This window comes from Nocardia pseudovaccinii NBRC 100343 (genome assembly GCF_001613225.1).
GTDB lineage: Bacteria > Actinomycetota > Actinomycetes > Mycobacteriales > Mycobacteriaceae > Nocardia > Nocardia pseudovaccinii.
Map to the genome: position 1 here is coordinate 1 of NZ_BDBY01000196.1, position 24,242 is coordinate 24,242.

Consider the following 24,242-nt stretch of genomic DNA (forward strand, 5'->3'; position numbering starts at 1 on the left):
TCCAGATCCTGATTGAACGCGGTGATCGGCAGCGCGGAGCCGAAGAACGGTTCGATATCGACGTCGATGTAGCGGAGGTAGTCGACGCGGGTGCGCTCCTCGATACCGGTCAGCCGCTTGGTGTACTTGCGCAACCACTGCACCAGCGTCATGCAGCCGACCGCAGTGCCGAGCTGGATCTCCCGGATCCGGCGCGCCTCGGCGACACCGACCACCTCGGCCAGCTCACACCAGCGCGCCGCGGCCTCGAAATCGTCGAAAGTCTCCGACGTCGAGCGTCGACGCCCGAATTCGTCGTAGTAGTGGAATGGATCCTGCCAGGCGATCGAGCCGTCACGGCGGGTTCGCGGGCGGGGTGTGAGCCTGAAGCCTCCAGAGCCGGTGGGTGCCCTGACAAGCTGTCGTGACTGCGTGGTGACATACACGTCTACACCAAGGTGGCCCATGCTACTGACCTGGTGTTTTCGTGGAGCGGATGACGGGATTCGAACCCGCGACCCTCACCTTGGCAAGGTGATGCGCTACCAGCTGCGCTACATCCGCATGCGCTTCGTTGAGGTCCGGGAGGGCCGCAACGGCGTGCGTCCAAAACTGTAGTCCGTCATCGCGTTCAAATGAAAATCGGACATTCGACGTGGCGCATCAGGGGGCGCTGTGCTCAGCGAGAGCTGTGAAGAAGGAGGCGTGGTCGGCAGCCCAATCGGCGTAGCTGCGGGGTGTGCGGCCCAGGACTTGATGGACGTCGTCGGTGAGCGTTGCGTTGCCGCCCGCGCGGACATAAGCCTGGCCAGCCAGTGCTCCGTCGGCGAATTCCGGGGACATGCCTGACGAGATCATGTGTTCGCGGGCAACGTTTTCCGGCACGTCGACCACATCGAGCGGCTGACCGAGGATTGTCGCCAGTGTGGCGACCTGGTCGGCGCAGGTGAGCAGCGCGGGACCGGTGAGGGTGTAGATGTGTCCGGAATGGCCGGGCGTCAGCAAAGCCTCGGCGGCGACGGCGGCGACGTCACGTGGATCGACGACGCCCTGGCGGCCGGTACCGGTGAGATTCGGCACGGGACGGCCGGATCGGATGGGATCGGCCCAGTTCAACGTGTTGGAGGCGAAGCTGGTCGGACGCAGGATCGTCCATTCGAGACCGCTTTCGCGGGCCGCCTGCTCGCCGGGCATATGCCAGGTGCCGACGCGGCCGAGTTCCGGATCGCCGGTGCCGATGGCGGAAAGTTTGACGATCCGGCGGACGCCCGCGTCGCGAGCCGTGCGGACCAGCTCGCGATCGGTTTCGGCGTCGTCGGGGCCGAGGACACCGACGAGGAAGGCCGCATCCGCGCCGGTCATCGCGGCGGCCATCGAGTCGGGGTCGTGGTAATCGCCCCGGGCCACCTCGACCCCGGCGGGCACCCGCTCCGGATTCCGCGTCACCGCGCGGACCCGCACCGCACGGGCGGCCAGCTGACGGACGATTTCACTGCCGATGGTGCCCGTGGCACCGGTGATGACGATCATGAGGAGAGCGTGCCGCCGACGCCATCGTGTTCGATAGGAAATTTCGGCACGGCTTCGGGCGCTGTATCCGGCTGTGAGCTGCTTACAGTGGGTCGGGTGACCATGCAGCTGGACCTGATCGAAGCCACGGTGCCCGCGCCGGAATCGCTGCGTCCGTGGATCACCGAGCTGGGACGGTTCCCCACCGCCACCGATGCGTCCCTGCCGTTCACACATGTGCCGAATACCGGGACGACGATCGTGCTGCGTACGGCCGACCGCCCCGACGCATTGGTCCTCGGTCCGCAGACCCGCGCCTCGTACTCCAAAGCGGATAAACCCGCTGGCTGCGCCCGCCTGCGCCTGGCCCCCGGCGCCACCCGCCAACTACTCGGCATCCCGGCCGACGAGCTCGCCGATCGTGTCGTCCGCCTCGCCGACGTCCCCGGCGTCGCCGCCGAATTGGCGAACGAACTCGCCACGCTGCCAACGGAAGAGGTCCTGCCTTTCCTGGAAGCGGTTCTCCCGCAACGTATCTCGGAAGACGCGACACAACGCACGCACCGCGAACTTCTCCGCGATGCGGTAGCCGCTATATCCGCAACGCCAACGGTCCACGACCTCGCCACCGGCCTCGCCGTCAGCGAACGTCAACTACGCAACCTGTTCGCCAACGGAATCGGTGTCTCTCCAAAGCATTTCGCCAGGATCGGCCGCGTCCGCCAGATCCTCGTCGATGCGAGCGACACGGAGGTTTCATTGGCCGACGTCGCAGCCGTCCACGGCTACTACGACCAATCCCACATGTCGGCGGACTTCAAAGCGCTGATGGGTGTACCACCGGCCAAGTTCTTCCAAGGGCAGGTGCCCGCACCGACCCCGTGCCGGTCTGCCTGACGAACTCAGCGAGTTTTTCGCTGTGCCGCAGCGCGACGTCGGGCCATCTCTTCCCGCTCGAGCACCGCGGCCTCGGCGAGCGTGGGCGCACTGCCGCCGAGCCGGGCCGGAACCCAAGGCGCACCCTCGGGCATCGGATAGCCCGTTTGCGCCTGTTCGAGCAATTCGCCCATCCGCGTACGTATTTCAGCGGTCAGGTCGTCGGTCGATTCGGCGGGCGGGATCGGATCGCCGATGCGGATATTGATCGGGAAACGGTGGCGGCCGAGTTTTTTCGGGAAACCCTTGGTCCAGATGCGGTGCGCGCCCCAGATGACCATCGGAACGACCGGCACGTCCGCGTCGATCGCCATGCGGGCCGCACCGGATTTGAATTCCTTCAGTTCGAAACTGCGGCTGATGGTCGCTTCCGGATAGACCACGACCAGTTCGCCCTCGCGCAACGCCTCGAGAGCATGCCGGAACGACGCCGCTCCGGCCGCGCGATCGACGCCGATTGCCTTGCAGTGCTTCATGAGAAAGCCGACGATGCCGTGCTGAAGTTCGGCCTTCATCATGAAGCGGACATTGCGCCGCGATTTGCGCCCGACTAGCCCGACCTCCATGAAGTCCAGGTAGGCGGTGTGATTCACGGTCAGTACGGCGCCGCCGGTGCGCGGGATCCGGTCCTGGCCGGTGATGTCGATGCGCAGACCCTGCACCGCGAACATCGTGCGAACCAAACCGGTGAGAATGTCATAGACCGGTTCCCGCGACATAGTTTCCCCTACAACGAATCCTCGGCTGCCCGGCGCGCCGCCTTCTCCTGGGCTTCGGCGGCATCCATGGCATCAGCTTCTTCGAGGGTAGGCGCACTGCCGCCCAAACGTGCCGGTACCCAGTACGCACCGGGTTCGTGCACGTAGTCCTTCTGCAGGTCCAGCAGCATGGCCTGCATCGTGCTGCGGAGTTGAGCGGTGAGTTCGGCGGCGGGCTCATAGGGCTGGATCGGTGCCCCGACGGCAATGGAGATCGGAGTATTGGTGCGGCCCAGACGCTTCGGGAAGCCCTTGGTCCACACGCGCTGGGCGCCCCAGATGACGATCGGGATGATCGGCACATCCGACTCGATCGCCATGCGCGCGGCGCCGGATTTGAAGGCCTTGATCTCGAAGCTGCGGCTGATGGTCGCCTCCGGATAGACGCCGACCAACTCGCCCTTGCGTAGGTATTCGAGTGCGGCCTGGTACGAGTCGGCCCCCGCGGACCGATCGACCGGAATGTGCTTGAGCGCCCGCATGATCGGGCCGGAGATGTTGTTGTCGAACACCTCCTTCTTGGCCATGAAGCGGATGTACCGCTTGGGGGTGCGTACCGGCAGACCCGCGTAGGTGAAGTCCATGTAGCCGGTGTGGTTCACCGCGAGGACGGCACCACCGCGCGCCGGAATATGTTCAGCGCCCTTGACGCTGAACTTCAAACCTTCGACAAAGAAGACGGTACGGGCAAGCCCGATTATCGTCCGGTAGACGGGTTCCACAATTCCGCTAGCGTAGTCGCTGACTGTCCCATCCGGCAGAGCCGCCGCGACCGCGCGCGTCTGACCCGTCGCTCAACGTCTATGAAAGAGGACCCTCGAAGTGGAACGCGCCCGCCCGATACCGCGTGAACGCGACTGGAAAGACCCGCGCGAACGCGACCGGAGAGGGCTGGTGGCCATCATGGGTGGTCTGGTGCTGACCGGTGCCGTCCTGCTCACCGGCTGTGATTCCGTATCCGGCATTCCCGGTGACGAGCCGGAGCAAACGTCGGCGCCGACCGAAACCACGCAAGCCGCCGCGATTCCGACCACAGCTCCTATGGCCGTGGCGCATGCGGTCGCGGTGCCGGTCGGCGCGGTCCCCGGCCTGCCCGGCGCGACGGATGTCGCGGCGCGCTTCGGGGCCGTCTTGGCTGGTTCGACACCCGCCGAATTGCGGTCCAAGTGCTGGATGCTGGCTCCGGGCAATGTGGCCGATATGGCCACCGAGCAGAAGGCGATCTTCAAGGCCCTCGCACAGCCCGCGACCACCACACAGAACACCGTCACTTGGCAGAACGCGGGAACGACCGTCACTTTCGATCAAAGCGAAGTGATGGCGGCCACAAAGGATTCGTCCCAGATCGTCTGCCCGTGGGTGGCGCAGGATGGTGCCGAGGCCGGACCCAACGAGGCCGATGCCAGGCATACCGTTCGCCGCTACCTGGCACGCTTCGTCGGAACCCCGCTGGATCCCTCGGATAAAGAGGGCACATACCCGCTGGTCTGCAAGGCGAACCCGGCGAACTGGGACCCCAGCGGAACCGGCAGTCCGACAGCTCCGCCACTGGCCAACAACCCGGGCAAGCTCACCGGAATCACGAAATTCGCCGATCAGGAAATCGGTTCGGAGCGGCTGCGCGCGGGCTACGTCACCGTCGAGGTTCCGGTCACGAACTCCTCGGGTGTGACGCAGACCCGAACCTTCACACTGACCGCAGGCAACGAGGGCTACTGCATCGGCGACGTTTCTGCTTAACCACTACCCTTGATGGCTGGTAACGGTCAGGAGGAACAGCTCGTGCAGATCACCAGCGTCGGACACGCCGGATTCCATATCCGCACCGCGGCCGGGTCGATCCTTTGCGATCCCTGGGTCAATCCCGCGTACTTCGCTTCGTGGTTCCCGTTTCCGGACAACACCCAGCTGGACTGGGACGAGCTGGGCAATTGCGATTACCTGTACGTCTCGCATCTGCACCGCGACCACTTCGACGCGGCGCACCTGGCGAAGCACGTCAACAAGGACGCGACCGTGCTGCTGCCGGACTACCCGGTGCCGGATCTGAAGCGGGAACTGGAGAAGCTCGGCTTCCACAAGTTCTTCGAGACCGAGGATTCGGTGAAACATCGGGTGGCCGGACCCGGCGGCGAGATCGACATCATGATCATCGCGCTGCGCGCACCAGCCGACGGGCCGATCGGCGACTCCGGGCTGGTCGTCTCCGACGGCGAGACCACCTGTTTCAACATGAACGATGCCCGTCCGGTGGATATGGATGTGCTGCACGACGCATTCGGGCATATCGATATCCACCTGCTGCAGTACTCCGGCGCGATCTGGTATCCGATGGTCTACGACATTCCTTCGCGGACCAAGTCGAATTTCGGTAAGCAGAAGCGTCAGCGCGGAATGGACCGGGCGCGCAGCTATATAGAGCAGGTCGGCGCCACCTGGGTGGTGCCCTCGGCGGGGCCGCCGGTATTCCTCGACGACGAGTTGCGCTACCTGAATGACGATCGCGGCGACGAGGGCAATATCTTCCCGGACCAGATGGTGTTCCTGGAACAGATGAAGATCCACGGCAACGAGGGCGGAATCCTGATGATTCCGGGTTCGATCGCCGACGTGCGCGGTGCGGAACTCGCGCTGACCCATCCGTTCGAGCCGGGCCTGATCTATGACAACAAGGCCGAATACATCGAGCTGATGGCACAGCGTTTCGCGCCCGTGCTGGCGGCCGAAAAGGCTGCGTGGGCAACGGGCGACGAGCGGCTGCTGGAACCGCTGCAGGCACTGTTCGAGCCGATCATGAAGCAGAGCGATCTGATCTGCGACGGGATCGGCTATCCGGTCGGGCTGGTCATCGGTGACGAAACCGTGGTGCTGGACTTCCCCAAGCGGGTGGTGCGCGGGCCGGTCGAGGGCGAAGGCAAGTACCGGTACGGCTTCCGGATCCCGCCGGAACTGGTGCGCACCGTGCTGCGCGAGGAGGAGCCGGACTGGGTGAACACCATTTTCCTGTCCACCCGATTCCAGGCCTGGCGCATCGGCGGCTATAACGAATTCCTGTACACCTTCTTCAAATGCCTCACCGATGAGCGGATCGCCTACGCGGACGGCTGGTTCGCCGAGGCGCACGACGATTCCGCCTCGACGGAATTGGCGGGCTGGGAAGTCCAGCGCCGCTGCCCGCACCTGAAGGCGGATCTGTCCAAATTCGGCGTGGTCGAAGGAAATAACCTCACCTGCAATTTGCACGGGTGGCAGTGGGACCTGGAATCGGGCCGGTGCAAAACCTCCAAGGGGCATGAGCTGCGCTCGCGAAAGCTCGTCTGAATCCTGGGCCTCAGGAGCCTTCTGCCGACTGCCAGTCGGTGCTGAAATTCGAGCCAATCCGGCCGCTCACGTGCTGGTGGCGACTACTGTGCGCTCCTAGAATCAGGAGCGTAAGGGAATAGCAACGATCTCAACGGTCGGTGAGTCAGGTCCGCGCGACGGCTCGCCGGAAGCAGGCACCATGATCACCAACAAGGCGCGCGGCAACGGCGCGTGCCGACTAATCGCAAAGGTCGCGCTAATTGGAGCGGCGATGACGGTTCCGATGACGGCAGCGGCGGCTCCCGCCACGGCAATGCCGACACCTGGACCCGGTGTAGTACAGACTGATTGCGACTTCGACTTCGACTTCGACGGCTTCGACACCGGCAAGCCCTGGCACGGCCACGGCAACCCGTGGAAGTTCCACGGGAACCCATGGAACGGCTGGGGCAACCAGGGGTGCGGCTGGGGCAACCAGTGGTTCTTCCCTCCGGGTTGGTTCTTCCCCCCAGGCTGGTTCGGCAGTAGCTAACCGAGCGAATCGCGAGATATCTCCCGGCGATGTCAGCCATTGCGGTTGCCGTCGCTGGGTGACCCCTGTTCGGGCGCATGCCCTCGAGCTAGGCCCCGCCGCGAACCCACAGGTGCGACAACCGAACCGACCCGGTGCCGGGAGACCAGCCGAATATAAGACGGCCTCACGATGCCGGGATCGCCCTCTCGAGCGCATGGCCATGGCTCGCGTACCGACGCATTGATGCACCGGGCCTGCCGGAACCAGAGCGCGAGACACTCGGGACCTCCCGCGAGCCCTGACGACGGCCGACCTTTCTGCGCATCGATGACCCGCAACGTGGGAAACCCCTTGGTGCCGGAGCGCAGATGCTGAGACCGGCCCACGCGCACGGTCACGCGCGCACATCGGTGCGTCGAATGAGCCTGTCCCGCGAGCCTTGGGATTACGCGTCGGCAACTGAGCCTGTCGAAATTGCAGGGCGAGCCACTGGGTTCGGCCTCGCAAGCGTTTTGCCTAGACCTCGACACCTCGATCACCGGAACTGCAGGCAGAGACTGCCTGCCGGAACTTGGAGCGCGGATGCCGGGGTCAGGTTCGCGAACGAGTGGCGACGACGACCGCGACGAAAGTCAGGGCGCAGCCGATTACGGCGGTTGGTGACAGTCGAGCGCCGGTTGGGGTGAGGAGGTCCAGGGCGATCGAGGCCAGGAGTTGGCCTGCTACCGAGGTCAGGCCGAGCAGCAGAACACCGATCCAGCGCACGGTGACGGCGGCAAGGGCGATGAAGGCGACGCCGATGAGTCCGCCTAGATAGAGCCATGGCTCACTGGGGAATTCGGTCGGCCAGCCGGTGCCGGACAAGATGCAGGCCTCGATGACGAACAGGGCAGCCGTGCCGACGCCGAAGTTCACCAGGGTGGCGGAGAACGGGCCGCCGACCGCGCCGACGCGACCGTTGACCGCCTGCTGCCAAGCCAGTCCGATTCCGGCGAGCGCGGGCAAGAGGATCAGCGCAGCGGTGGGCCCGGTGCGCAACCATTCGGGCACCGCCGCGGAACCGACCGGCGCACCGGAGCTTCCCGCCGCGGCGAGGACCACCGCGACCATGGCCAGCGCCGCGCCGCCGACGCGCGAAACCGTGACCGGGGTGCGGCCGTTCGGCGCCAACCCGAGCCGGTCCACCACCAGACTGCTCAGCAGTTGACCGCCGACCGTGGCGACGGTGAAGGCCGTGACGCCGATCGCCGCAACGGTAAGTCCTTGGCACGCAACGAAGAACGCACCACAGAGCCCGCCGAACAACTGCACCGGCCGCAACTCACCACCGGCCACCGCTCGCCGCACCCGCACCAGCCCGACCCGCAACCGCCGACTGACCGAGAACGCGATCAGCAACACCACCAGACCGAGGCCGAAGCTGATACAGGCAGCCGCGATCCCATCCTGCAACCGCACCCCCAACGCCCCATTGATCCGGCCCTGCACCGCCACCCCGACCCCGATGCAGAACCCGAAGGCCAACCCCACCTTCGCCCGCGCCACCATCCCCGCACCGTACCGCCACCCCCGCACACCCCGGGCCGCGCCCACAGCGCACCGCACACCAGCAGGATCAGATACTCCTTCGCTGGAGATCGCAGCCCCGAATTCGCCCCGGAATGGCCGGTCCCCCTCGATGCAAGTCGGCCAGGGGATGTTCGTCCGATGCGTCTAGCGCCTGCACCATCAGCCGAGTCGAGCACCGACGGCCCCGCCCCCAACCAGCCGAGCAGCAATAAAAGCGCTCGGACGCGGATCACGATCGCGAGCCTGCACGATCCGGAGCGCACCGACCGACCAGCAAATGACGTTCGTGCACGCCCACCGCGGCAACAGCCTGGGCCGCCGCACTCCGCCGCCCACCGGCCCTGCGGCTTCCTGCACCGCTACGCCACCGAGCACCGCCACAGCGGCCTGGGCAGCCACACCCCAGCCACGGTCCACCACAACACCGCCACCGAAGTCCACCGGCAGCGGCAAACAACCCTGGACCGGTACTGGACCGCCCACCCCGAACGGTTCCAGCGCCCACCACTACCCAAACCAACAGGAATCAACACACACCTGTCCCAGGCAGACCGCGCAACCTGTGCGAGGCGATCACACGATATGCGACACCGTCATTCGGCTGCATCGCTGCGTGCGGAGTGCTTCGAGCGGTCTGGCAGCGCCGCCACTTTCAATGCGACTCGTGGCGAAGCACTGGCCGCGGCCATCCGCCGAACGCCATCGTGAGAGCTCGCGGTGGCATCGGTCAGAGCGGGCCGCCCACTCGGCCCATAGGCCATCGGTTACCCGGCGCGCAGCGTGGTGCGGGCGGCGTACGAGTCGTGACGGGCGTAGGTGCGGTCGCCGCCATTGCGGGCGATGGAGCCGCGGACCAGGCGGGCGCGGATGCGGGCACCGAGTCGTTCTTGGAAGCGGGTGGCGCCGGGGATGAGTTGGCGAGGCACTTCCAATGCGCCGTTGACTACGGCGGTGGCCATGACGGCGCTCTGGAAGAATTTGCTGTTCTCCAGGCCGAGGAAATCGGAGTTGGTCGGGCCGAGGACGATTCGGCTATAGGCGACCATGTAACTAGTGATCACCCGGCGGATAACGCGCTGAGCTGCGGTGTCGGTGCCGATGAACAGGCCACCCGCGGCCGGGACCAGGGCCTGGGCCAAGCGGCGGGAGTCCTCGTCCGGGATGAATTCGGTATCGGCGAGGATCCAGAACGCGCGCCAGGTATCGGTTTCATTCGTCGGCAGGATTTCGGCGTCTATGCCGAGTAGGAAGCCGACGTAGCGCCAGAGCTGGAATACGGCATCCTTCTCCTGCGCCGAGAAACGCAGGCCGAGCGCCTGTGCGCCGACCAGATTCGCCATCGAGAACAGCCCGAGCGTGCCGACGGTGAGCACCTGGTTCACCGGATGGTCCCAGGCTTCGTAATCCCAATCGGGACGTCGATTCATACCCGCCCGGACCAGCGCGTGCATCAGCCGCACCCGCAGCACACTCTGGTAGCCGACCTGATTGCGTTGCAGCCCACCGGGAGTCGTGACGTCGAGCCACCACTGGGTGGTTTCGGCCAGGCGGCGCGGTGCCATGGCGTCGAGGTCGCCGGTGCCGACGAGGGTCTTGTCCGCGCGGGAAGCCAGATAGCCGCCCATCAGCGCGAACATGCCCATCGCGATGCCACCCCAGACGCTGGTGCGTTCCACGACCCGGGCACCGCGGTCGATCTTGGTACGGTCCAGCCAGTACGGATCCGTCTCGACCCGACCGAAGAATGCCGTCAACTCGGCGGGCGCATTCGGCACCGCATCGATACCGCGCTCCACCGCCATCTCGAACATCCGCCGCCCCTCGCCCACCGGCAGCCGCTTGAACATCGCGACCACATCGTCCGCGAGTGGATCCCCGACCTGTGTGAACCGGCGGAACGAATCCCGCTGCGCCGCGGTGCAGCGCAGATCGCCGGGCGCCAGCACCGGCACCGCGTACCGGAACGGGAACTCCGTGAACAGCGGCGGAGTAGGCAGGAGCTGGTTGTCATGCGTCATTGCATTTCACCCATCGCAAGAGAGGTTCGCGCCCGGGCCGAGCGCATTCTGACAAGACCGTCTCACAAATTCGAATATCTGGCAAGGATCTATGCCAGAATGGAGCGCAATGGCTACTACCTCGCGGTCCTACGGCGGCATACCGATCGAACAGCGCCGCGCCCGCCGCCGCGCCACACTGCTGGACGCCGCGCAGGAAATCATCGGGACCTCGGGATTCGCCAAGCTCACCGTCTCCGGGCTGTGCACCCAGGCCAAACTCTCCGAGCGCTATTACTACGAGAGCTTCAGCGACCTCGACACCGTGTTCAGCGAGTTGTTCGAGCGCATCGTCGACGAGATCGGCCAGGCCGTGGTCGTCGCATTCATGGGGACCGATGCCGACATCCGCGCCAAGACCCGAGCAGCCATCGCCGCGGCCGTCGACCTGATCGCCGACGATCCACGCAAGGCCCGCATCGCCACCGTCGAAGCGCAACTGAATCCGGCGCTGCTCAGGCGCCGGGCCGAAGTGATGCGCTCGTTCGCGGGCATCATGATGGCGGTCTGCGCCGAGGAGATCGGTGCCGACATCGTCGAAAGTGCCGGTGACCAAGCCGAATTCGCCGCCACCCACCTGCTCGGCGGGCTATGGGAGACCACCAACAGCTGGCTGGCGGGCACCCTCGCGATATCCCGCGACACGCTGATCGACCGCTCCACCGATCAGTTTCTGCTGACCGCGACCCATCATCTCATCGAATCAACGCTCAGCTGACGAACCGGTGATGGTGCCGCGGTGTCACGCGAAGATGCCTACGAATCGGACTTCCGACGCGGTAGCGAGGAAGGAATCAGCAGCGCTATCGCGAGCATGGATGCACCCAGCAGCGCGACCGTTGTCGACATCGACAGCCACAGCGTCGCGACTGCGGCGAAACCGAATACCGCCAGCGCGACAACCTCCGAGGCGAGTCCGGACACAGAAGTGACCGTCGCACGTGCCGGGCCTTCGATCGCATCCTGCAATCGAGCCCCCGCCACCACACTGGCGTTGTAGACGATGCCGTAGGACGCGCCGATCGCCGTAAAACCCACGCCCGCAAGCACATACACCGCGCCCGGCCAGCGGACGGCCAGACCGGCGACCGCTGCGCCGCCGATGAACAACAGGCCACCCAGCCCCACCGCGATCGCCATGGCGCGCGCCGACATGCCCTCGGTGCGCCCCGCCATCACCGAACCGACCAGCGAACCGACAACCGTGATACCGACCAGCACCGGCACCACCGCCGTCTCCACCCCGACCTCCTGGGCGAGCAAGGCGAAGTACTCATCGAAGGCCGTGACCCCGAACAGCAGCGCCCCCAATGCCACGCCATTACGCACGGCACGCACCCGAATCGCCTCCCCCACACCGGTTCGCAGCATATTCAGATACGTCGCGAACGGCCGTGATTCCGTCGAAATCGACGCAGCGATATGAACACCTGGCGATCCGGAATCGACTGTCAGCGCGGGTCGTCGCCGAAGGGTTCCGTCCGCCGCCACGCTCCCACTCCGCGCCGGACCCTGTGCACTGTCACGATCCAGCTGCCCAGCTGCGGCGACCACCCGGGACGCGCTCGACTCCTGCACCGCAACCTCGCGAGTTGGGGCAACCACGATCTCGGACGAGCCAGCCGAATCATCCAGATCCTCGACCGCCGCGGCAGACACAGCTTTCGGCGCGCTCGGCAACGACAGCCCGACCAGAGTGTGCACCGCCGCGAACGCGACACTGCACCAGCCGAGCAACGGATAGCCGCCCCAGATATACAACGGCGTTGCGGCGAGAATCGCGATCACGATCGCGGCTTCCGATGCCGCCCTGGCATAACCGATGATGCGCGGATACGTCCGCTGCTCGTGCCGGGCGACGAGTTCGTCATAGAGCAATGCCTCGAACGTCCCCGACACCAGCGCGCCCGAGGTACCCCACAGCACGAAGCCGACCGCGAAACCCAGATATGTCGGCAGCACAGTCCAGCACGCGAAAGCGGCGGTCAGCAGCACACCGCTCGTTACGAGCAGCCCACGCCGCGACACCGTATCGGCCCAGGCACCCGATGGCACCTCGAGCAGGAAGGCGGTCACCGACCACATCGCCAGCAGCGAAGAGATCTGCCCGGTACTCAAACCATGATCGGCGAACAGCACCGCGTACAGCGCATATAGCGGAATGAGATCACCGATGCCCTTGAAGAGCACCGCCCGCACCGTAAGCGCGCACACATCGATCCCGCCGGTCCGCGACCTATCGAATCAATAGCCGTAGATAAGCAAACGCATACCGTCAGCCTGACGACCCGCCCCCGTGCACGTCAAGCGATTTTCCGGACGCACTCACCCGAGCGGCAACCACCCGTTGGCGGTATGCAGGTCCCCATCGCCGAGTTCCCGATCATCGAGCCCGGGGCCGACCCGCCCCTGATGCTCGTTCAGATCGGTGATCAGTTCCGAGACCGGATGCGAATCGCTGTAGTGATAGCCCTGGGCCAGCGCGAAACCGAGTTCGGTCAGCACCGCGGCCTGGTATTCGGTCTCCACGCCCTCGGCGATCACCTGCAGGTCCAGCGCACTGCTCAGTGCGGCGATCACGCCGAGCAGTGGCGGCGCGGGCGAGTCCGAGCGGATCGCGGCGACGAAGGACTGGTCGACCTTGAGAATGTCGCTTGGCAGGGTGGCCAGGCGGCTCAGCGAGGAGTAGCCGGTGCCGAAGTCGTCGATCGCGATGCGGACGCCACGCTCGCGCAGGATGTGCAGATTACCGATGGCCGTTTGGGATTCGGCCGCCAGCTCGCTCTCGGTCACCTCGAGCACCAATTGATCGGCGGGCCAGCCGGTGCTCGCCAGGATATTGGCTACGCGGTCCGCATAACCGGTCTCGGCCAGTTCCAGGCCGCTGACATTGACGTTCAACGTCAGATCCAGTTGCGCGAAGGTCTCCTGCAAGCGCGCCGCGTCCGCACAGGCCCGACGCAATACCAGCTCGTCCAGATCGGAGATGAGGTCGTATTCCTCGGCAACCCGGATCAGTCCCTCGGTGGTGACATCCGGCTGCGCACTCGACGACCAGCGCAGCAGCGCCTCGACACCGACCGCCTTACCGCCGCCCTCGGTCAGGCTGACGATCGGCTGATAGTGCACATCGAGCGCGCCACGGTCGATCGCCTCGCGCAACTCGACCGCCAGCGGCAACTGTCGCGACGACTCCAGCACCGTCCGGTTGCGCCCCGCCTGCTTGGCCCGGTACAGACCGACATCGGCCCGACTCACCAGCAGTGAACCCGACTCACCAGGCTGCCAGGAGGTGACACCGGCCGAACATCCGGTGGTCACCGATGCCCGCAACTGCTCGGTCAGCAGAATCGCGGCCTGCTCGGTGGTATTCGGCAACAGCAGGGCGAAGGCGTCACCACCGTAGCGAGCCAGTCGCTGATCGGGCGCGAGCAATTTCGACCAGGTATCGGCGACCCGCTGCAGCACCGCATCGCCCGCGCGATGGCCGAGGTGGTCGTTGATCTTCTGGAAGCGGTCGAGGTCGACCAGCACCAGCGCCAGCCCCTGACCGGTGCGGGTGGCGGTTTCGATCGCGCCGTTCAGCGCCCGGTCGAAACCGCGCCGGTTGAGCAGTCCGGTGAGCACATCGATATCGGCCTCGGACGCCATTCGGGTCAGGATGCCGACCACCACGCCGACTCCGAACGTCACACCGGCCGGAATCAACCCGGACCACCACGGCAATGTGGGATGCACCGGCCGCGTCGGCATCACCCACAGACACATGGCCATAGCGAAGGCTATGTGCGCGAATGCCTGCGGCCATGCGAAGAACAATGCGGCATCACAGGCCACGAACACATAGAAGGAGGCGAGACTGATCGCGCCGACGGTATTCGGGAACGCGTATACCGCGATTGTCACCAATACCGTCGCAATCGCGACATAGCCATGGTGAATCCCATGCGGCAACCGCGGACCCCAGCCCAGCAGGCTGAGTCCGAGCAGCAGCGCCACCGCGGCGGCGGTACCCACCAGTGCTCGATTGCCTTCGCTGCCCGGGGCGATTCCCGTGATCAGCAGGCCGAGCGCGCCCCCCATGACGTAGAAGGCGCCGGTGGTCCGGGACATGACCATTGCCGTCGCCAACGCAGACGCGGCCCGCACCCGGGTTCGGGTATCGCCGCGAGACCCGATTCCTCGCACGGGGAATAGCCTAGACATAGAAATTACCGACAGTTGCCACATCCTGTGAATCCGGCATGGCGAACCCCTAGCTATTTACCTGCAGGCAATGTGGGACGGGCTAATTCGAGATGTTTATCGCGGTGGTGTCAGCACCTCGGTACCGACGAACGGTACCAGCGCGGCGGGCACCCGGACAGAACCGTCGGCCTGCTGATTGTTCTCCAGGATCGCCACAATCCAGCGCGTGGTCGCGAGCGTCCCGTTCAAAGTGGCTGCGATCTGCGGCTTCCCGTTCTCGTCGCGATAGCGCACGGCGAGCCGACGAGCCTGGAAGGTGGTGCAGTTCGAGGTCGAGGTGAGCTCGCGGTAGGTCTGCTGGGTGGGCACCCAAGCCTCGCAGTCGAATTTGCGCGCGGCCGAACTGCCCAGATCACCCGCGGCGACATCGATAATTCGATAAGGCACCTCGACGGCCGCGAGCATGTCCTGCTCCCAGGCGAGCAGACGTTTGTGCTCGGCCGCGGCCTCCTCGGGCGTGGTGAACACGAACATTTCGATCTTGTCGAATTGGTGCACCCGGATGATGCCGCGGGTGTCCTTGCCGTAGCTGCCCGCCTCGCGCCGGAAACACGACGACCAGCCCGCATAGCGCTTCGGCCCGGCGCTCAGGTCCAGGATCTCGTCCGAGTGGTAGCCCGCCAGCGGCACCTCCGAGGTGCCGACCAGGTACAGCTCGTCCTCCTCGAGGTGGTAGACCTCGGCGCTGTGCTGGCCGAGGAATCCGGTACCGGCCATGATCTCCGGGCGCACCAGCACCGGCGGAATCATCATGGTGAATCCGTTGGCCACCGCCTTCTGCGCGGCGAGTTGCAACAGACCCAGCTGCAGCAGCGCACCGTAACCGGTCATGAAGTAGAAGCGCGCGCCCGAAACCTTCGCGCCGCGTTCCATATCGAACAGACCGAGCGATTCGCCGAGCTCCACATGGTCCTTGGGCTCGAAGTCGAATTCCCTTGGCGTGCCGATGGTCTCGAGCACGATGTAATCGTCCTCGCCGCCCGCGGGGGCGCCTTCCTGGACCACGTTCGAGATGGCACGGTGCGCGGTGTCCATATCGGCGTCGGCGGCGTGCTGCGCGGCCTCGGCCTCCTTGACCTTCGCCGACATCTCCTGCGCCTGTTCCAGCAGGACGGACCGTTCCTCCGGCTTCGCCTTGCCGATCAGCTTGCCCATCGCCTTGTGCTCGGCGCGCAGGTTATCGGCGTTGGCCACCGCCGCACGGCGCGCCGCGTCCGCCTCGAGCAGGGCGTCGACGAGGGCGGGGTCTTCGCCGCGGGCGCGCTGCGAGGCGCGGACCGCGTCGGGGTTGTCCCGCAGGAATCGGAGGTCGATCATGGGTGACCAGCCTAATGGTCGCGATATTGCTGTTTCACGCCGATATCCCAGGATGCGGACCGTGCCGCGATGAACGCGCGCATAGTTGGCTTGTGGGCACAACTTTCGACGAAACCGCTATTGATAACGCAGTGGCAGATCTGGTCGCGGGTGAGAAAACGTGGGCACACACCCCGCTGCGGCGCCGCCGCGAACTTCTCGACGATATCCACGCCCGTACCGGCCGCTTCTCCCACGAATGGGTGCGGGCCGCGCGCACCATCAAGGGCCTGGATCCGGACTCGCCACTGGTCGGTGAGGAGTGGATGTCGGGTCCGATGACGCTGCTGCAGGCCACCGCGGCGCTGTCGGCCACGCTCTCGGCGTTGGAGGAAGGGCGCAGTCCGCTCGACGGGGTCACGTTGGCCGAGGCACCGGGCGAGCGGGTCGCGGTGCCGATCCTGCCGCTCGACTTCTACGACCGGTTGCTGCTCAGCGGCTTTCACGGCGAAGTGTGGCTGCGTCCCGGCGTCGACGCCGATACCGCCCGCCGACGCGCCGGGCTCGCCCAGCGCGATCCCACCGCGACCGGCGGCGTCGGAGCGGTCCTCGGCGCGGGCAATATCACCTCTATTCCCCCACTTGACGTGCTGTACGAGCTCTACGCCCACAACCGGGTGGTGGCACTCAAGCTGAATCCGATCACCGACCCGTTGTTCACGGTGTACGAGATGGTCTTCGCGCCGCTGATCGAGCTCGGCGTACTGCGGATACTGACCGGAGGGGCGGAGGCGGGCGGGCACCTGGTGCACCACGGCGACGTCGCGCATGTGCACATGACCGGCAGCATGCGGACCCACGACGCGATCGTCTGGGGCCCGGACGGCAAGGCCACGGGACGGCCGCTGCTGGACAAGCCGATCACCAGCGAACTCGGCGGCGTCTCGCCGACCATCGTGGTGCCCGGCGGATGGGAGGATGCCGACCTGCGCTTCCAGGCCGAGCACGTCGCGACCCAGCGACTGCACAACGGCGGTTACAACTGCGTCGCCACCCAGGCGGTGGTGGTGAGCGCGGAGTGGCCGCAGAAAGACCGGTTCCTCGCCGAGCTTCGGGACGCGATCGGGCGCGCGCCACAGCGGCGGGCCTACTACCCGGGCAGCGACGATCGAGTCGCCGCCGCACTGGATTCCTATCCGGACGCCGAGCGGCTCGGGCCGGATCGCGAACGCGTGCTCGTGGAAAATCTGCCGTCGACCGAAACGCCGCTGCTGCGCACCGAATACTTCTCGCCGGTGCTCGGCGTGGTCGAACTGCCGCACACCGGCGGTGAATTCCTGCAGCGCGCGGTCGATTTCGCGAACGACGAGGTGATCGGGACGCTCGGTGTCAACGTGATCGCGCACCCGAGCACCATCAAACGGCTCGGCATCGCCTTCGACCGGGCCGTCGAGCGGCTGCGCTACGGCGCCATCGCGGTGAACGCCTGGACCGCACTGGCCTTTCTGGCCCCGCGCGCGTCCTGGGGCGCATATCCCGGCCACACCCTGGACGATGTGCAGAGCGGAATCGGCGTGGTGCACAACGCCTTCCTACTCGACGATGTGGAGCGCACGGTGGTGAGCGGACCGTTCCGGCCGTCGCCGCGGTCGCTGCTGCGCGGCGAACTGGCGCTGTCGCCGAAGCCGCCGTGGTTCGTCGACAATGCGACCGCGGCCGCGACGGGACGCAAGCTGACCGAGTTCTACGCGACCGCCAATCCGGCGCGGTTGCCCGGTTTGTTCCTGTCCGCGTTCCGCGGATGACGCACCGCGCATAGGTACGACCGGGGGGCTTCGAATCGATTCGGCCAGGTCGTGGCACCAGCGAACAGACGCTGACATGATGGGTCGCGATGTCTGCTGATGATGTGACCATGGACCCGCACGAATCCGAGCCGCCCTCGGGCGAGTCGTCGCGCGCGGAATCGTTCCCGCAGTCGGTGATCATCGACCGCGACGCCGTCGCCGACGGCAAGCTGCATCTGTCCGCGCCGAAGCTGCGTTGGGTATTGCTCGCCGCGGCGGCCGGCGCCGTCATCATCTCGCTGGTCGGTCTGTTCATCACCGGCTACGACAACGACAAGGGTTTGGAGGCACACAATCCGGGTTCACCCGGCCAGACCGCCTTGGACAAGGAGTTCGGCACCGCGGCCAGGGGCGATTGCCTCAGCTGGAGCAAACAGGACCGCGGTGATCTGGTGAAGGTCGCCTGCTCCAACAAGCATCTGTTCGAGGTCGCGGCCGATGTCGATATGGCCAAATATCCCGGCGTGGAATTCGGTCCCGGCTCACGCTTTCCGGATTCGCTGCGACTGACCGAACTGAAGGAAGAGCACTGCACCCCAGCCGTCGACCAGTACTTGAACGGCAAGTTCGATCCGCGCGGCCGCTATGTCGTCGGCCTGATGTACCCGAGTCCGGACGGGTGGAAGCACGGCGATCGAATACTGCGCTGTGGACTCCAGTTCTCCGGTAGCACCGGCACTCCGCTGCCGACCACCGGCGCCGCTACCGAGCACGATCAGTCGAAGGTCTTCGAGCCCGGGACCTGCCTGGGTATCAATCAGAACCTGCCCACCGATCCGGTGGACTGCGCGCAGGCGCATGCCGTCGAGATCGTGTCCACCGTCGACCTCGGCCAGCACTTTTCCGGCGGCCCGCCCACCAAGGACGACCAGGACAAGTTCATGGAGGACGAGTGCGCCAGGGCGGCCAACGACTATCTCGGCTCACCCGACGCGGTGCGCAATAAGACGCTGACGCTGTTCTTCGACTACCTCGACGCGCGCAGCTGGCTGGCGGGCAGCCGCAAATTGGACTGCATGATCGGAAAGGGCACCGACCGTGAGGGTTTCGCACCGATCACCGGATCGGCGAAGGGCGAAATCCTGATCAACGGCCAGGCTCCGGTGCCGCCGCCGAATTCCGGACGCTCCACCCCCGCCCCGCTGCCCGGCGCCGCACCGCTGCCACCACAGCCGCAACCGCGCTGATGGCGGTGACCATGTCCGCGGACCGGTTCGAGGAGCTGGTCGGCGATGCGCTCGATCTCATTCCACCGGAATTGGCCAGCGCAATCGACAATGTGGTCGTGCTGATCGAACCGCGCAATCCGGAGGATCCACATCTGCTCGGGCTGTATCACGGAATCGCGTTGACCGAACGCGACAGCCACTACGGCGGCTCACTGCCCGACACCGTAACCATCTATCGCGAGGCGATTCTCGACGTCTGCGGCGATGAGCGCGAGGTCGTCGAGGAGGTCGCGATCACTGTGATCCATGAGATTGCACACTATTTCGGCATTGACGAAGACCGGTTGCATGAGCTGGGATGGGGCTAGTCTTATCCAAGCTGTATCTTCGGGCTCGGCTGTACGAGCGCGAAACCAGCACGGATGACCGGAAGAAACTTGGGGATTCGATGGAACCGATCGCGTTGCTGTCGCGTCCTATCACTCGAAGGGGGAATTCTCGTGGTTCCGCCCCACAGCCACTAGAAGGAGTCGAGTCATGGTTGGACATGTACTGATCTCGCCCGAGGCCATTCTCGCCGCCGCGGCCGAACTCGATCTGGTCGCCGAGCGGCTTTCCGCAGCGTCCATGATCACCGCGCCCGCGACACACGTGATTCCGTCCGGCGCCGAAGAAGTGTCGGTCGTATCCGCCAGCCACTTCAACCAGGGCGCGGTGACCCACGATCACTCCATCGCCCAGGGCATTCTCGAACTGCACCATGCTGCCCAGACACTGCGCATGCAGCTGGCTCAGCACATCGCCGGCGACGTCGTGCGCGCCGCAGGAGTCAACGCTATTCAGGTCTAGTCCGCACGCCAATCCTCAACCACCATTCAGACATTCAGGGGAGTTAAAGCATGGTTGCAGGAGTCACCGGGGTCCTGTGGATCACCCGGCCATCCGAAGTCAACTCGGCCACCCTTCACGCGGGCGCACACGCGATCCCGATTTCGGCCGCCGCTACCGCGTGGGGCGCACTCACCGCCGCCTGGGTCGACGCGACGACCACCGTTGCGCGCGTCATGGCCGAGCTCGGCGTCGGCATGCAGGGCATCAACGGTATCGCCGCGCTCGGCAAGCTGACCGGATTCCTCGGCTGGTCCGAGCAGCAGGGCGTGCAGGCCGCGGCGATGGGCGGTAAGGCGGCGGCGAACGTCATCGCTTACGGCGTTGCCGCGCTCGCGATGCCGAGCCCGCCCGAAATCGCGGCCGTCAATGCCGCGTTGGTCGCTTCGACGAATCCGGCTGGAGCCGTCACCGGCGCCTATGAGGCCGCCGAGATCGCCAGGAACGCCATGGATCTGCGCGCGGCGCTGGTAATGGAGACCTATGAGGCGGCGACCTCGGCGATGTTGGCCACACCCGCCGACTTCATGATGCCGCCGCCCATCGCCGCGGGCGCGGGTCAGGCCGAGCCGAGCGGCAACGCCGATGCCGCGTTCGGAGCGCCCACCGACCCGATCTCGACGGCGGTCGCCGCCGTGCAGGCGTTCGTATCCAACCCGGGAGTGGCCGGTGCGGCCACGCAGGCCGCACAGGCAGTCGGTTCGGTGGTCAGCACCGGTGTTTCGACGGTCGGCAGTGTGGCGACCAATGCGGTCACCGCCGCGGCGAGCACGCCGATGACCACCATGGCCCCGATGGCGATGGGTGGCGCGATGGCCGCGGCGGGCGGTGCGGCCGCGACCCGTGCGGTCTCGTTCTCCGGAATCTCGGCCGGTGCGGGCGGCACCCAGCTCAAACTGCCGGAAGGCTGGGGTACGGGCAGCGTGATCGGCGGCAACACCGCGACTGCGGCACCCGAGACCGTCGCATCTGTCGAAGCCGCACCGGCCCGGTCGAGCAACAGCGGCGCGGGTAACCCACTGCTGGGGAACCAGGCTCGTGGCGACGAGGACGACGAGTCCGAGCACGACAGCAAGGTCGACCTGCGGTCCGATCACTTCACCGACGGCCGCTTCGCAGCCGACGGGGTGATCGGCGCCAACAGCGGGACGGTTGGGTGACCGTCCTCGGTACCAGCGGTGGGCCGTCCGCCCTCGAGGCGGTTGTGCTGTCGCTCGACGAGATCCAGTTTCTCCGCGAGAAACTGGATCTCGATGACCTTCCTGTTGTGCTGAATGCATACGGCCGATTCGACAGTGTGCCCGCACATCAGGCGGCAATGGCCAGCGCGGCCGAGTCGCTCGAACAACGGGATCTGCTGGTCGACAACATGGTTCAGCCCGACTTGGAGGACCGGCTGCGGGTGCTGAACCGGCCGCACTGGATTGTCACCATGCGGCTGATCGTCGACGGGTACGTGAGTCGTTTCTGTCTGGCGAAGAGCGACGACCTTTCCGTCGTCGCCCTTCGCGGGCAGGACTCGTATGTGATCGATGAAGTGGGAATCGACCTGGCCGGCACCGTGTTGGCGGCGCTCGGCACGGCGCCACCACTCGAGCTCTACGGCATGAACGCACCGACCGAGCAGCTTGCCACGATCTTCGAGGACCTCGGCGATGCCACTGCCACCGCCGAACGACTGGCCAAGGTCGGCAATCCGGCGCAGGACGCGCAAACCCTCGCCTCGGCCTTGGTCGAAATCCATTCGCATGCGCAGATCAGCGCCGTGCTGTACGGAGATGGCACCCGTGACATCGTCGACAAGCACATCGCCGTATTCAACACCCGCAATGGGCGATTCATCTCGACGGCGAGCGTCGCCGACGACGGCACCAAGTGGTCGTCACTGGCCAGCGGTACGCCCGCCCGCCTGCGCGCCGCCGTGGAGGATCTGATCCATTCCTTGCCGGAGCGGGAAGAGTTTCCGAGAAGTCCGACGTTGGCCTGAGGGCTGAGCGGGGCGCTGTGCCCCAAAGGGATTCAGCCCATCGGGTCGTCGGCGGTCGGGGCCACTTCGTAGGCGAAGGGTGGCGTGAAGCGGCCCCAGCGGATGCATTCCCAGCCGCCAACGGGGCGGGGGACGAGTTCGATGGTTTCGGTGTTGTCGAGGTGGTTGTTGGTGGTGAACGGCGGTGCCACACCACTGAGGTTCCGGGAGACCAAGCGCATGGCGGCACCGTGGCTGACCACCAGGATGTCGCCGTCGCTGCCATCGGTCAGGTATTTGGTGCGCAGGTCCTCGACGACCGGTAGGAAGCGGGCCAGGACGTCGTATCCGGATTCGCCGCCGGGGACGCGTTCGGCGAGATCGCCTTCGTGCCAGGCGCGGTAGATCCGCTGGAAGTACGCGTGGGCTTCCTCGGTGTTCAAGCCTTCCATCTCGCCGACCTGAACTTCGTGGATGTCATCGAGCACCTCGACCGGTACGCCGGTTGCCGCCTCGATGTATCCGGCGGTCTGGCGGGCGCGCAGCGCGGCCGAGCAGAACAGCGCCTTCGGCGGCCTCAACAGACTCGAGCCGAATGTTTTCGCTTGGGCCGCACCGCGTTCGGTGAGCGGTAGGCCGGGGATACGGGTGTCCAAGATTTTGGCTACGTTGCCTTCGGTCTCGCCGTGGCGAACGAGGATCAGTCTGCCGGTCATAGGTCGGCCACCCCCTTACGCAATTGGGTCAGCCACTCGGCGCCCGGTTCGTCCGAGGGCGGTGGGGTTCCGGTCGCCGAGGTCGCGGGCCAGGAACCGAGGAAACGGATCCGCGCGGTGCGGTGCAATGCCTTGAGTGCCTCGGCGACCGCGATGTCGTCGATATGCCCGACGCAGTCGAGGTAGAAGCGATAGGTGCCCATACCTGTTCGCGTGGGCCGAGATTCGATTCTGGTGAGATCGATGCCGCGGGTAGCGAATTCGGCGAACGCACGCATGAGCGAGCCCGGTTTGTTGGGCAGCTCGAGCACGATCGAGGTGCGGTCCGCACCGGTTGCGGGCGGCGCGACTCGGGGACGGGTCACCAGTACGAAGCGGGTGATCGCCTGCTCGTGGTCGGCGACACCCGACGCCAGGGCCGTCAGGCCGAGGCGTTCTCCAGCCAGCGCGGTGGAGACCGCGGCGTCGGCACGACCGGCCGCGACATCCTCGGCGGCAGCCGCATTCGAGGCCGAGGTGTACATCTCGACATTCGGCAGCGTGCGCGATATCCACAGCCGCACCTGGGCGGCGGCGACCGGATAGGCGGCCAGGCTGCGAACATCCGCCAGCTCCGTCCCCGGCCTGGCCAGGATCGCAAAGCTCACCTCGAGCTCGGTTTCGGCGATGATCTGCAGCCGCGGACCGATGGCCAGCGAATCCAGGGTCGACGAGATGGAGCCCTCGACCGAACTCTCGATCGGCACGACGGCACACTCGACATCACCGGACCGGATCAGGTCTAGCGCCGACCCTTGGCTGGGCGCGGCAATCCGCTCGACCGGTCCGTCGAAGGCTTGCGAGGACTCGAGCTTGGCGAGGGCCATCTCGGTAAAGGTTCCGGACGGCCCGAAGTACGCGATTCGCGGCACGGTTACGACATTACTTGCGTGCGCGGAGGATGCTCAGAGTTCCAGCTAGATCGTCGGGCGCATCGGATTCGATCGCCAGCAACACGCTGCGCGCGGCCTCGACCGCAGGCGGCTTCAACGAGGTCAGAAAGGCGATATCGGGCCGAGCCAACGCCGCCCGAATATCCTCACCGCACAACGCCGCAACCGTTCCCGCGACAATAGCCAGCGCCCGCTGCCCATCGGACGTGCGGGCAATGAACCCGCCATCCGAGTGCGCGACCTCGACCAGAAAACCGGCGACCTCCGCATCGCTCACGTCCGCGTCGAGAACCCGAACGCCAGCCGCCCCGGTCCCCACCGCCCGCACCAGCCCCTCATCCAAACTCCGCCGCGCCGCCGACGGCACCGCCAACGAAAGCAACACCGGCTGCCCCGCCACCCCATGCGCCGCCTGCACTCCATCCGCCATACGTCCACCGTAACCACGCGCACTCACCGCCCCACTCGCCTGGGCTCGCGGGGCCACCTGCCCGATCCCCGCCCGCTCACGCCGGTCGGCCACCCGACGCACATCCGCCCGCTCACGGCCCCGCC

At 66.1% G+C, this 24,242-nt stretch carries 22 protein-coding genes, 1 tRNA gene and 1 pseudogene; 11 read left to right on the top strand and 13 right to left on the bottom strand.

Annotated elements, in window-relative coordinates:
• The 3 genes and pseudogenes from NP3_RS25060 to NP3_RS25070 form a co-directional block, all read right to left on the bottom strand.
• Positions 1-446: pseudogene (locus NP3_RS25060) on the bottom strand (hypothetical protein); the annotation flags it as partial.
• Between the two features lie 21 nt (positions 447-467).
• Positions 468-543 (bottom strand) — tRNA-Gly (locus NP3_RS25065).
• 99 nt (positions 544-642) lie between these two features.
• Positions 643-1,509 (bottom strand): NAD(P)H-binding protein, encoded by an 867-nt coding sequence (locus NP3_RS25070; protein WP_063044057.1) that lies wholly within the window; start codon positions 1,507-1,509, stop codon positions 643-645.
• 102 nt (positions 1,510-1,611) lie between these two features.
• Between NP3_RS25070 and NP3_RS25075 the strand changes: the two genes are divergently transcribed.
• Entirely contained in the window at positions 1,612-2,385 is a 774-nt protein-coding gene (locus NP3_RS25075) for a helix-turn-helix domain-containing protein (RefSeq protein ID WP_063824904.1), read from the top strand.
• Between the two features lie 5 nt (positions 2,386-2,390).
• On the opposite strand, the gene NP3_RS25080 is transcribed toward NP3_RS25075, so the two are convergent.
• On the bottom strand, positions 2,391-3,143 hold the full coding sequence (locus NP3_RS25080; protein WP_063044059.1) for a lysophospholipid acyltransferase family protein: 753 nt from the start codon (positions 3,141-3,143) through the stop codon (positions 2,391-2,393).
• Positions 3,144-3,151: 8 nt separating this feature from the next.
• Positions 3,152-3,904: a lysophospholipid acyltransferase family protein gene (locus NP3_RS25085; RefSeq protein ID WP_063044060.1), complete on the bottom strand. Its 753-nt coding sequence runs from the start codon at positions 3,902-3,904 to the stop codon at positions 3,152-3,154.
• Between the two features lie 100 nt (positions 3,905-4,004).
• Between NP3_RS25085 and NP3_RS25090 the strand changes: the two genes are divergently transcribed.
• The 3 genes from NP3_RS25090 (at position 4,005) to NP3_RS25100 (ending at position 7,017) form a co-directional block, all read left to right on the top strand.
• On the top strand, positions 4,005-4,922 hold the full coding sequence (locus NP3_RS25090; protein ID WP_063044061.1) for a hypothetical protein: 918 nt from the start codon (positions 4,005-4,007) through the stop codon (positions 4,920-4,922).
• 42 nt (positions 4,923-4,964) lie between these two features.
• Positions 4,965-6,503: a Rieske 2Fe-2S domain-containing protein gene (locus NP3_RS25095; protein WP_063044073.1), complete on the top strand. Its 1,539-nt coding sequence runs from the start codon at positions 4,965-4,967 to the stop codon at positions 6,501-6,503.
• A 181-nt stretch (positions 6,504-6,684) separates the two neighbouring features.
• Positions 6,685-7,017, top strand: coding sequence for a hypothetical protein (locus tag NP3_RS25100; RefSeq protein ID WP_157124538.1), 333 nt, complete (start codon positions 6,685-6,687; stop codon positions 7,015-7,017).
• Positions 7,018-7,590: 573 nt separating this feature from the next.
• Here NP3_RS25100 and NP3_RS25105 read toward each other — a convergent pair.
• Positions 7,591-8,547, bottom strand: coding sequence for a DMT family transporter (locus tag NP3_RS25105; RefSeq protein ID WP_063044063.1), 957 nt, complete (start codon positions 8,545-8,547; stop codon positions 7,591-7,593).
• Positions 8,548-9,332: 785 nt separating this feature from the next.
• On the bottom strand, positions 9,333-10,586 hold the full coding sequence (locus NP3_RS25110) for an oxygenase MpaB family protein (RefSeq protein WP_063044064.1): 1,254 nt from the start codon (positions 10,584-10,586) through the stop codon (positions 9,333-9,335).
• Between the two features lie 109 nt (positions 10,587-10,695).
• Between NP3_RS25110 and NP3_RS25115 the strand changes: the two genes are divergently transcribed.
• Complete coding sequence (locus tag NP3_RS25115) at positions 10,696-11,343, top strand: TetR/AcrR family transcriptional regulator (protein WP_063824906.1); 648 nt, start codon at positions 10,696-10,698, stop codon at positions 11,341-11,343.
• Positions 11,344-11,381: 38 nt separating this feature from the next.
• Here the strand turns inward: NP3_RS25115 and NP3_RS25120 are convergent, their stop codons facing one another.
• The 3 genes from NP3_RS25120 to serS form a co-directional block, all read right to left on the bottom strand.
• Entirely contained in the window at positions 11,382-12,815 is a 1,434-nt protein-coding gene (locus NP3_RS25120; protein WP_245721099.1) for an MFS transporter, read from the bottom strand.
• Between the two features lie 135 nt (positions 12,816-12,950).
• Positions 12,951-14,813: a putative bifunctional diguanylate cyclase/phosphodiesterase gene (locus NP3_RS25125; protein ID WP_245721100.1), complete on the bottom strand. Its 1,863-nt coding sequence runs from the start codon at positions 14,811-14,813 to the stop codon at positions 12,951-12,953.
• 114 nt (positions 14,814-14,927) lie between these two features.
• A complete protein-coding gene (gene serS, locus NP3_RS25130; protein ID WP_040685747.1) occupies positions 14,928-16,190 on the bottom strand; it encodes a serine--tRNA ligase in 1,263 nt (420 codons plus the stop codon).
• Between the two features lie 92 nt (positions 16,191-16,282).
• On the opposite strand from serS, the gene NP3_RS25135 reads away from it, so the two are divergent.
• The 6 genes from NP3_RS25135 to NP3_RS25160 all read left to right on the top strand — a co-directional run bounded on the left by NP3_RS25135 (position 16,283) and on the right by NP3_RS25160 (position 22,060).
• A complete protein-coding gene (locus NP3_RS25135) occupies positions 16,283-17,974 on the top strand; it encodes an aldehyde dehydrogenase family protein (protein WP_063044075.1) in 1,692 nt (563 codons plus the stop codon).
• An 89-nt stretch (positions 17,975-18,063) separates the two neighbouring features.
• Complete coding sequence (locus tag NP3_RS25140) at positions 18,064-19,203, top strand: septum formation family protein (RefSeq protein ID WP_084508949.1); 1,140 nt, start codon at positions 18,064-18,066, stop codon at positions 19,201-19,203.
• Entirely contained in the window at positions 19,203-19,553 is a 351-nt protein-coding gene (locus tag NP3_RS25145; RefSeq protein ID WP_063044067.1) for a metallopeptidase family protein, read from the top strand. Before NP3_RS25140 ends, NP3_RS25145 begins: the two co-directional genes overlap by 1 nt.
• 169 nt (positions 19,554-19,722) lie before the next feature.
• Positions 19,723-20,034, top strand: coding sequence for a PE family protein (locus tag NP3_RS25150; RefSeq protein WP_063044068.1), 312 nt, complete (start codon positions 19,723-19,725; stop codon positions 20,032-20,034).
• Positions 20,035-20,084: 50 nt separating this feature from the next.
• Positions 20,085-21,233, top strand: coding sequence for a PPE domain-containing protein (locus tag NP3_RS25155; protein ID WP_063044069.1), 1,149 nt, complete (start codon positions 20,085-20,087; stop codon positions 21,231-21,233).
• A complete protein-coding gene (locus NP3_RS25160; protein ID WP_063044070.1) occupies positions 21,230-22,060 on the top strand; it encodes an ESX secretion-associated protein EspG in 831 nt (276 codons plus the stop codon). Before NP3_RS25155 ends, NP3_RS25160 begins: the two co-directional genes overlap by 4 nt.
• 32 nt (positions 22,061-22,092) lie before the next feature.
• On the opposite strand, the gene NP3_RS25165 is transcribed toward NP3_RS25160, so the two are convergent.
• From NP3_RS25165 to NP3_RS25175, 3 genes are all read right to left on the bottom strand, one after another.
• On the bottom strand, positions 22,093-22,755 hold the full coding sequence (locus NP3_RS25165; protein WP_063044071.1) for a histidine phosphatase family protein: 663 nt from the start codon (positions 22,753-22,755) through the stop codon (positions 22,093-22,095).
• The gene (pheA, locus tag NP3_RS25170; RefSeq protein ID WP_063044072.1) at positions 22,752-23,666 is read right to left on the bottom strand and encodes a prephenate dehydratase; all 915 of its coding nucleotides are present in this window, start codon (positions 23,664-23,666) and stop codon (positions 22,752-22,754) included. The genes NP3_RS25165 and pheA overlap by 4 nt, the downstream gene beginning before the upstream one ends.
• A 10-nt stretch (positions 23,667-23,676) precedes the next feature.
• On the bottom strand, positions 23,677-24,242 hold a 566-nt coding region (locus NP3_RS25175), incomplete at its 5' end, for a hypothetical protein (protein WP_245721101.1).

Bases quoted from the DNA above. Each gene is read 5' to 3' on its own strand.
- NP3_RS25150 (WP_063044068.1), top strand. From the start codon at position 19,723: ATGGTTGGACATGTACTGATCTCGCCCGAGGCCATTCTCGCCGCCGCG.
- NP3_RS25155 (WP_063044069.1), top strand. From the start codon at position 20,085: ATGGTTGCAGGAGTCACCGGGGTCCTGTGGATCACCCGGCCATCCGAA.
- NP3_RS25100 (WP_157124538.1), top strand. From the start codon at position 6,685: ATGATCACCAACAAGGCGCGCGGCAACGGCGCGTGCCGACTAATCGCA.
- NP3_RS25070 (WP_063044057.1), bottom strand. From the start codon at position 1,509: ATGATCGTCATCACCGGTGCCACGGGCACCATCGGCAGTGAAATCGTC.
- serS (WP_040685747.1), bottom strand. From the start codon at position 16,190: ATGATCGACCTCCGATTCCTGCGGGACAACCCCGACGCGGTCCGCGCC.
- NP3_RS25140 (WP_084508949.1), top strand. From the start codon at position 18,064: ATGTCTGCTGATGATGTGACCATGGACCCGCACGAATCCGAGCCGCCC.
- NP3_RS25080 (WP_063044059.1), bottom strand. From the start codon at position 3,143: ATGTCGCGGGAACCGGTCTATGACATTCTCACCGGTTTGGTTCGCACG.
- NP3_RS25105 (WP_063044063.1), bottom strand. From the start codon at position 8,547: ATGGTGGCGCGGGCGAAGGTGGGGTTGGCCTTCGGGTTCTGCATCGGG.
- NP3_RS25165 (WP_063044071.1), bottom strand. From the start codon at position 22,755: ATGACCGGCAGACTGATCCTCGTTCGCCACGGCGAGACCGAAGGCAAC.
- NP3_RS25110 (WP_063044064.1), bottom strand. From the start codon at position 10,586: ATGACGCATGACAACCAGCTCCTGCCTACTCCGCCGCTGTTCACGGAG.
- NP3_RS25145 (WP_063044067.1), top strand. From the start codon at position 19,203: ATGGCGGTGACCATGTCCGCGGACCGGTTCGAGGAGCTGGTCGGCGAT.
- NP3_RS25075 (WP_063824904.1), top strand. From the start codon at position 1,612: ATGCAGCTGGACCTGATCGAAGCCACGGTGCCCGCGCCGGAATCGCTG.
- NP3_RS25115 (WP_063824906.1), top strand. From the start codon at position 10,696: ATGGCTACTACCTCGCGGTCCTACGGCGGCATACCGATCGAACAGCGC.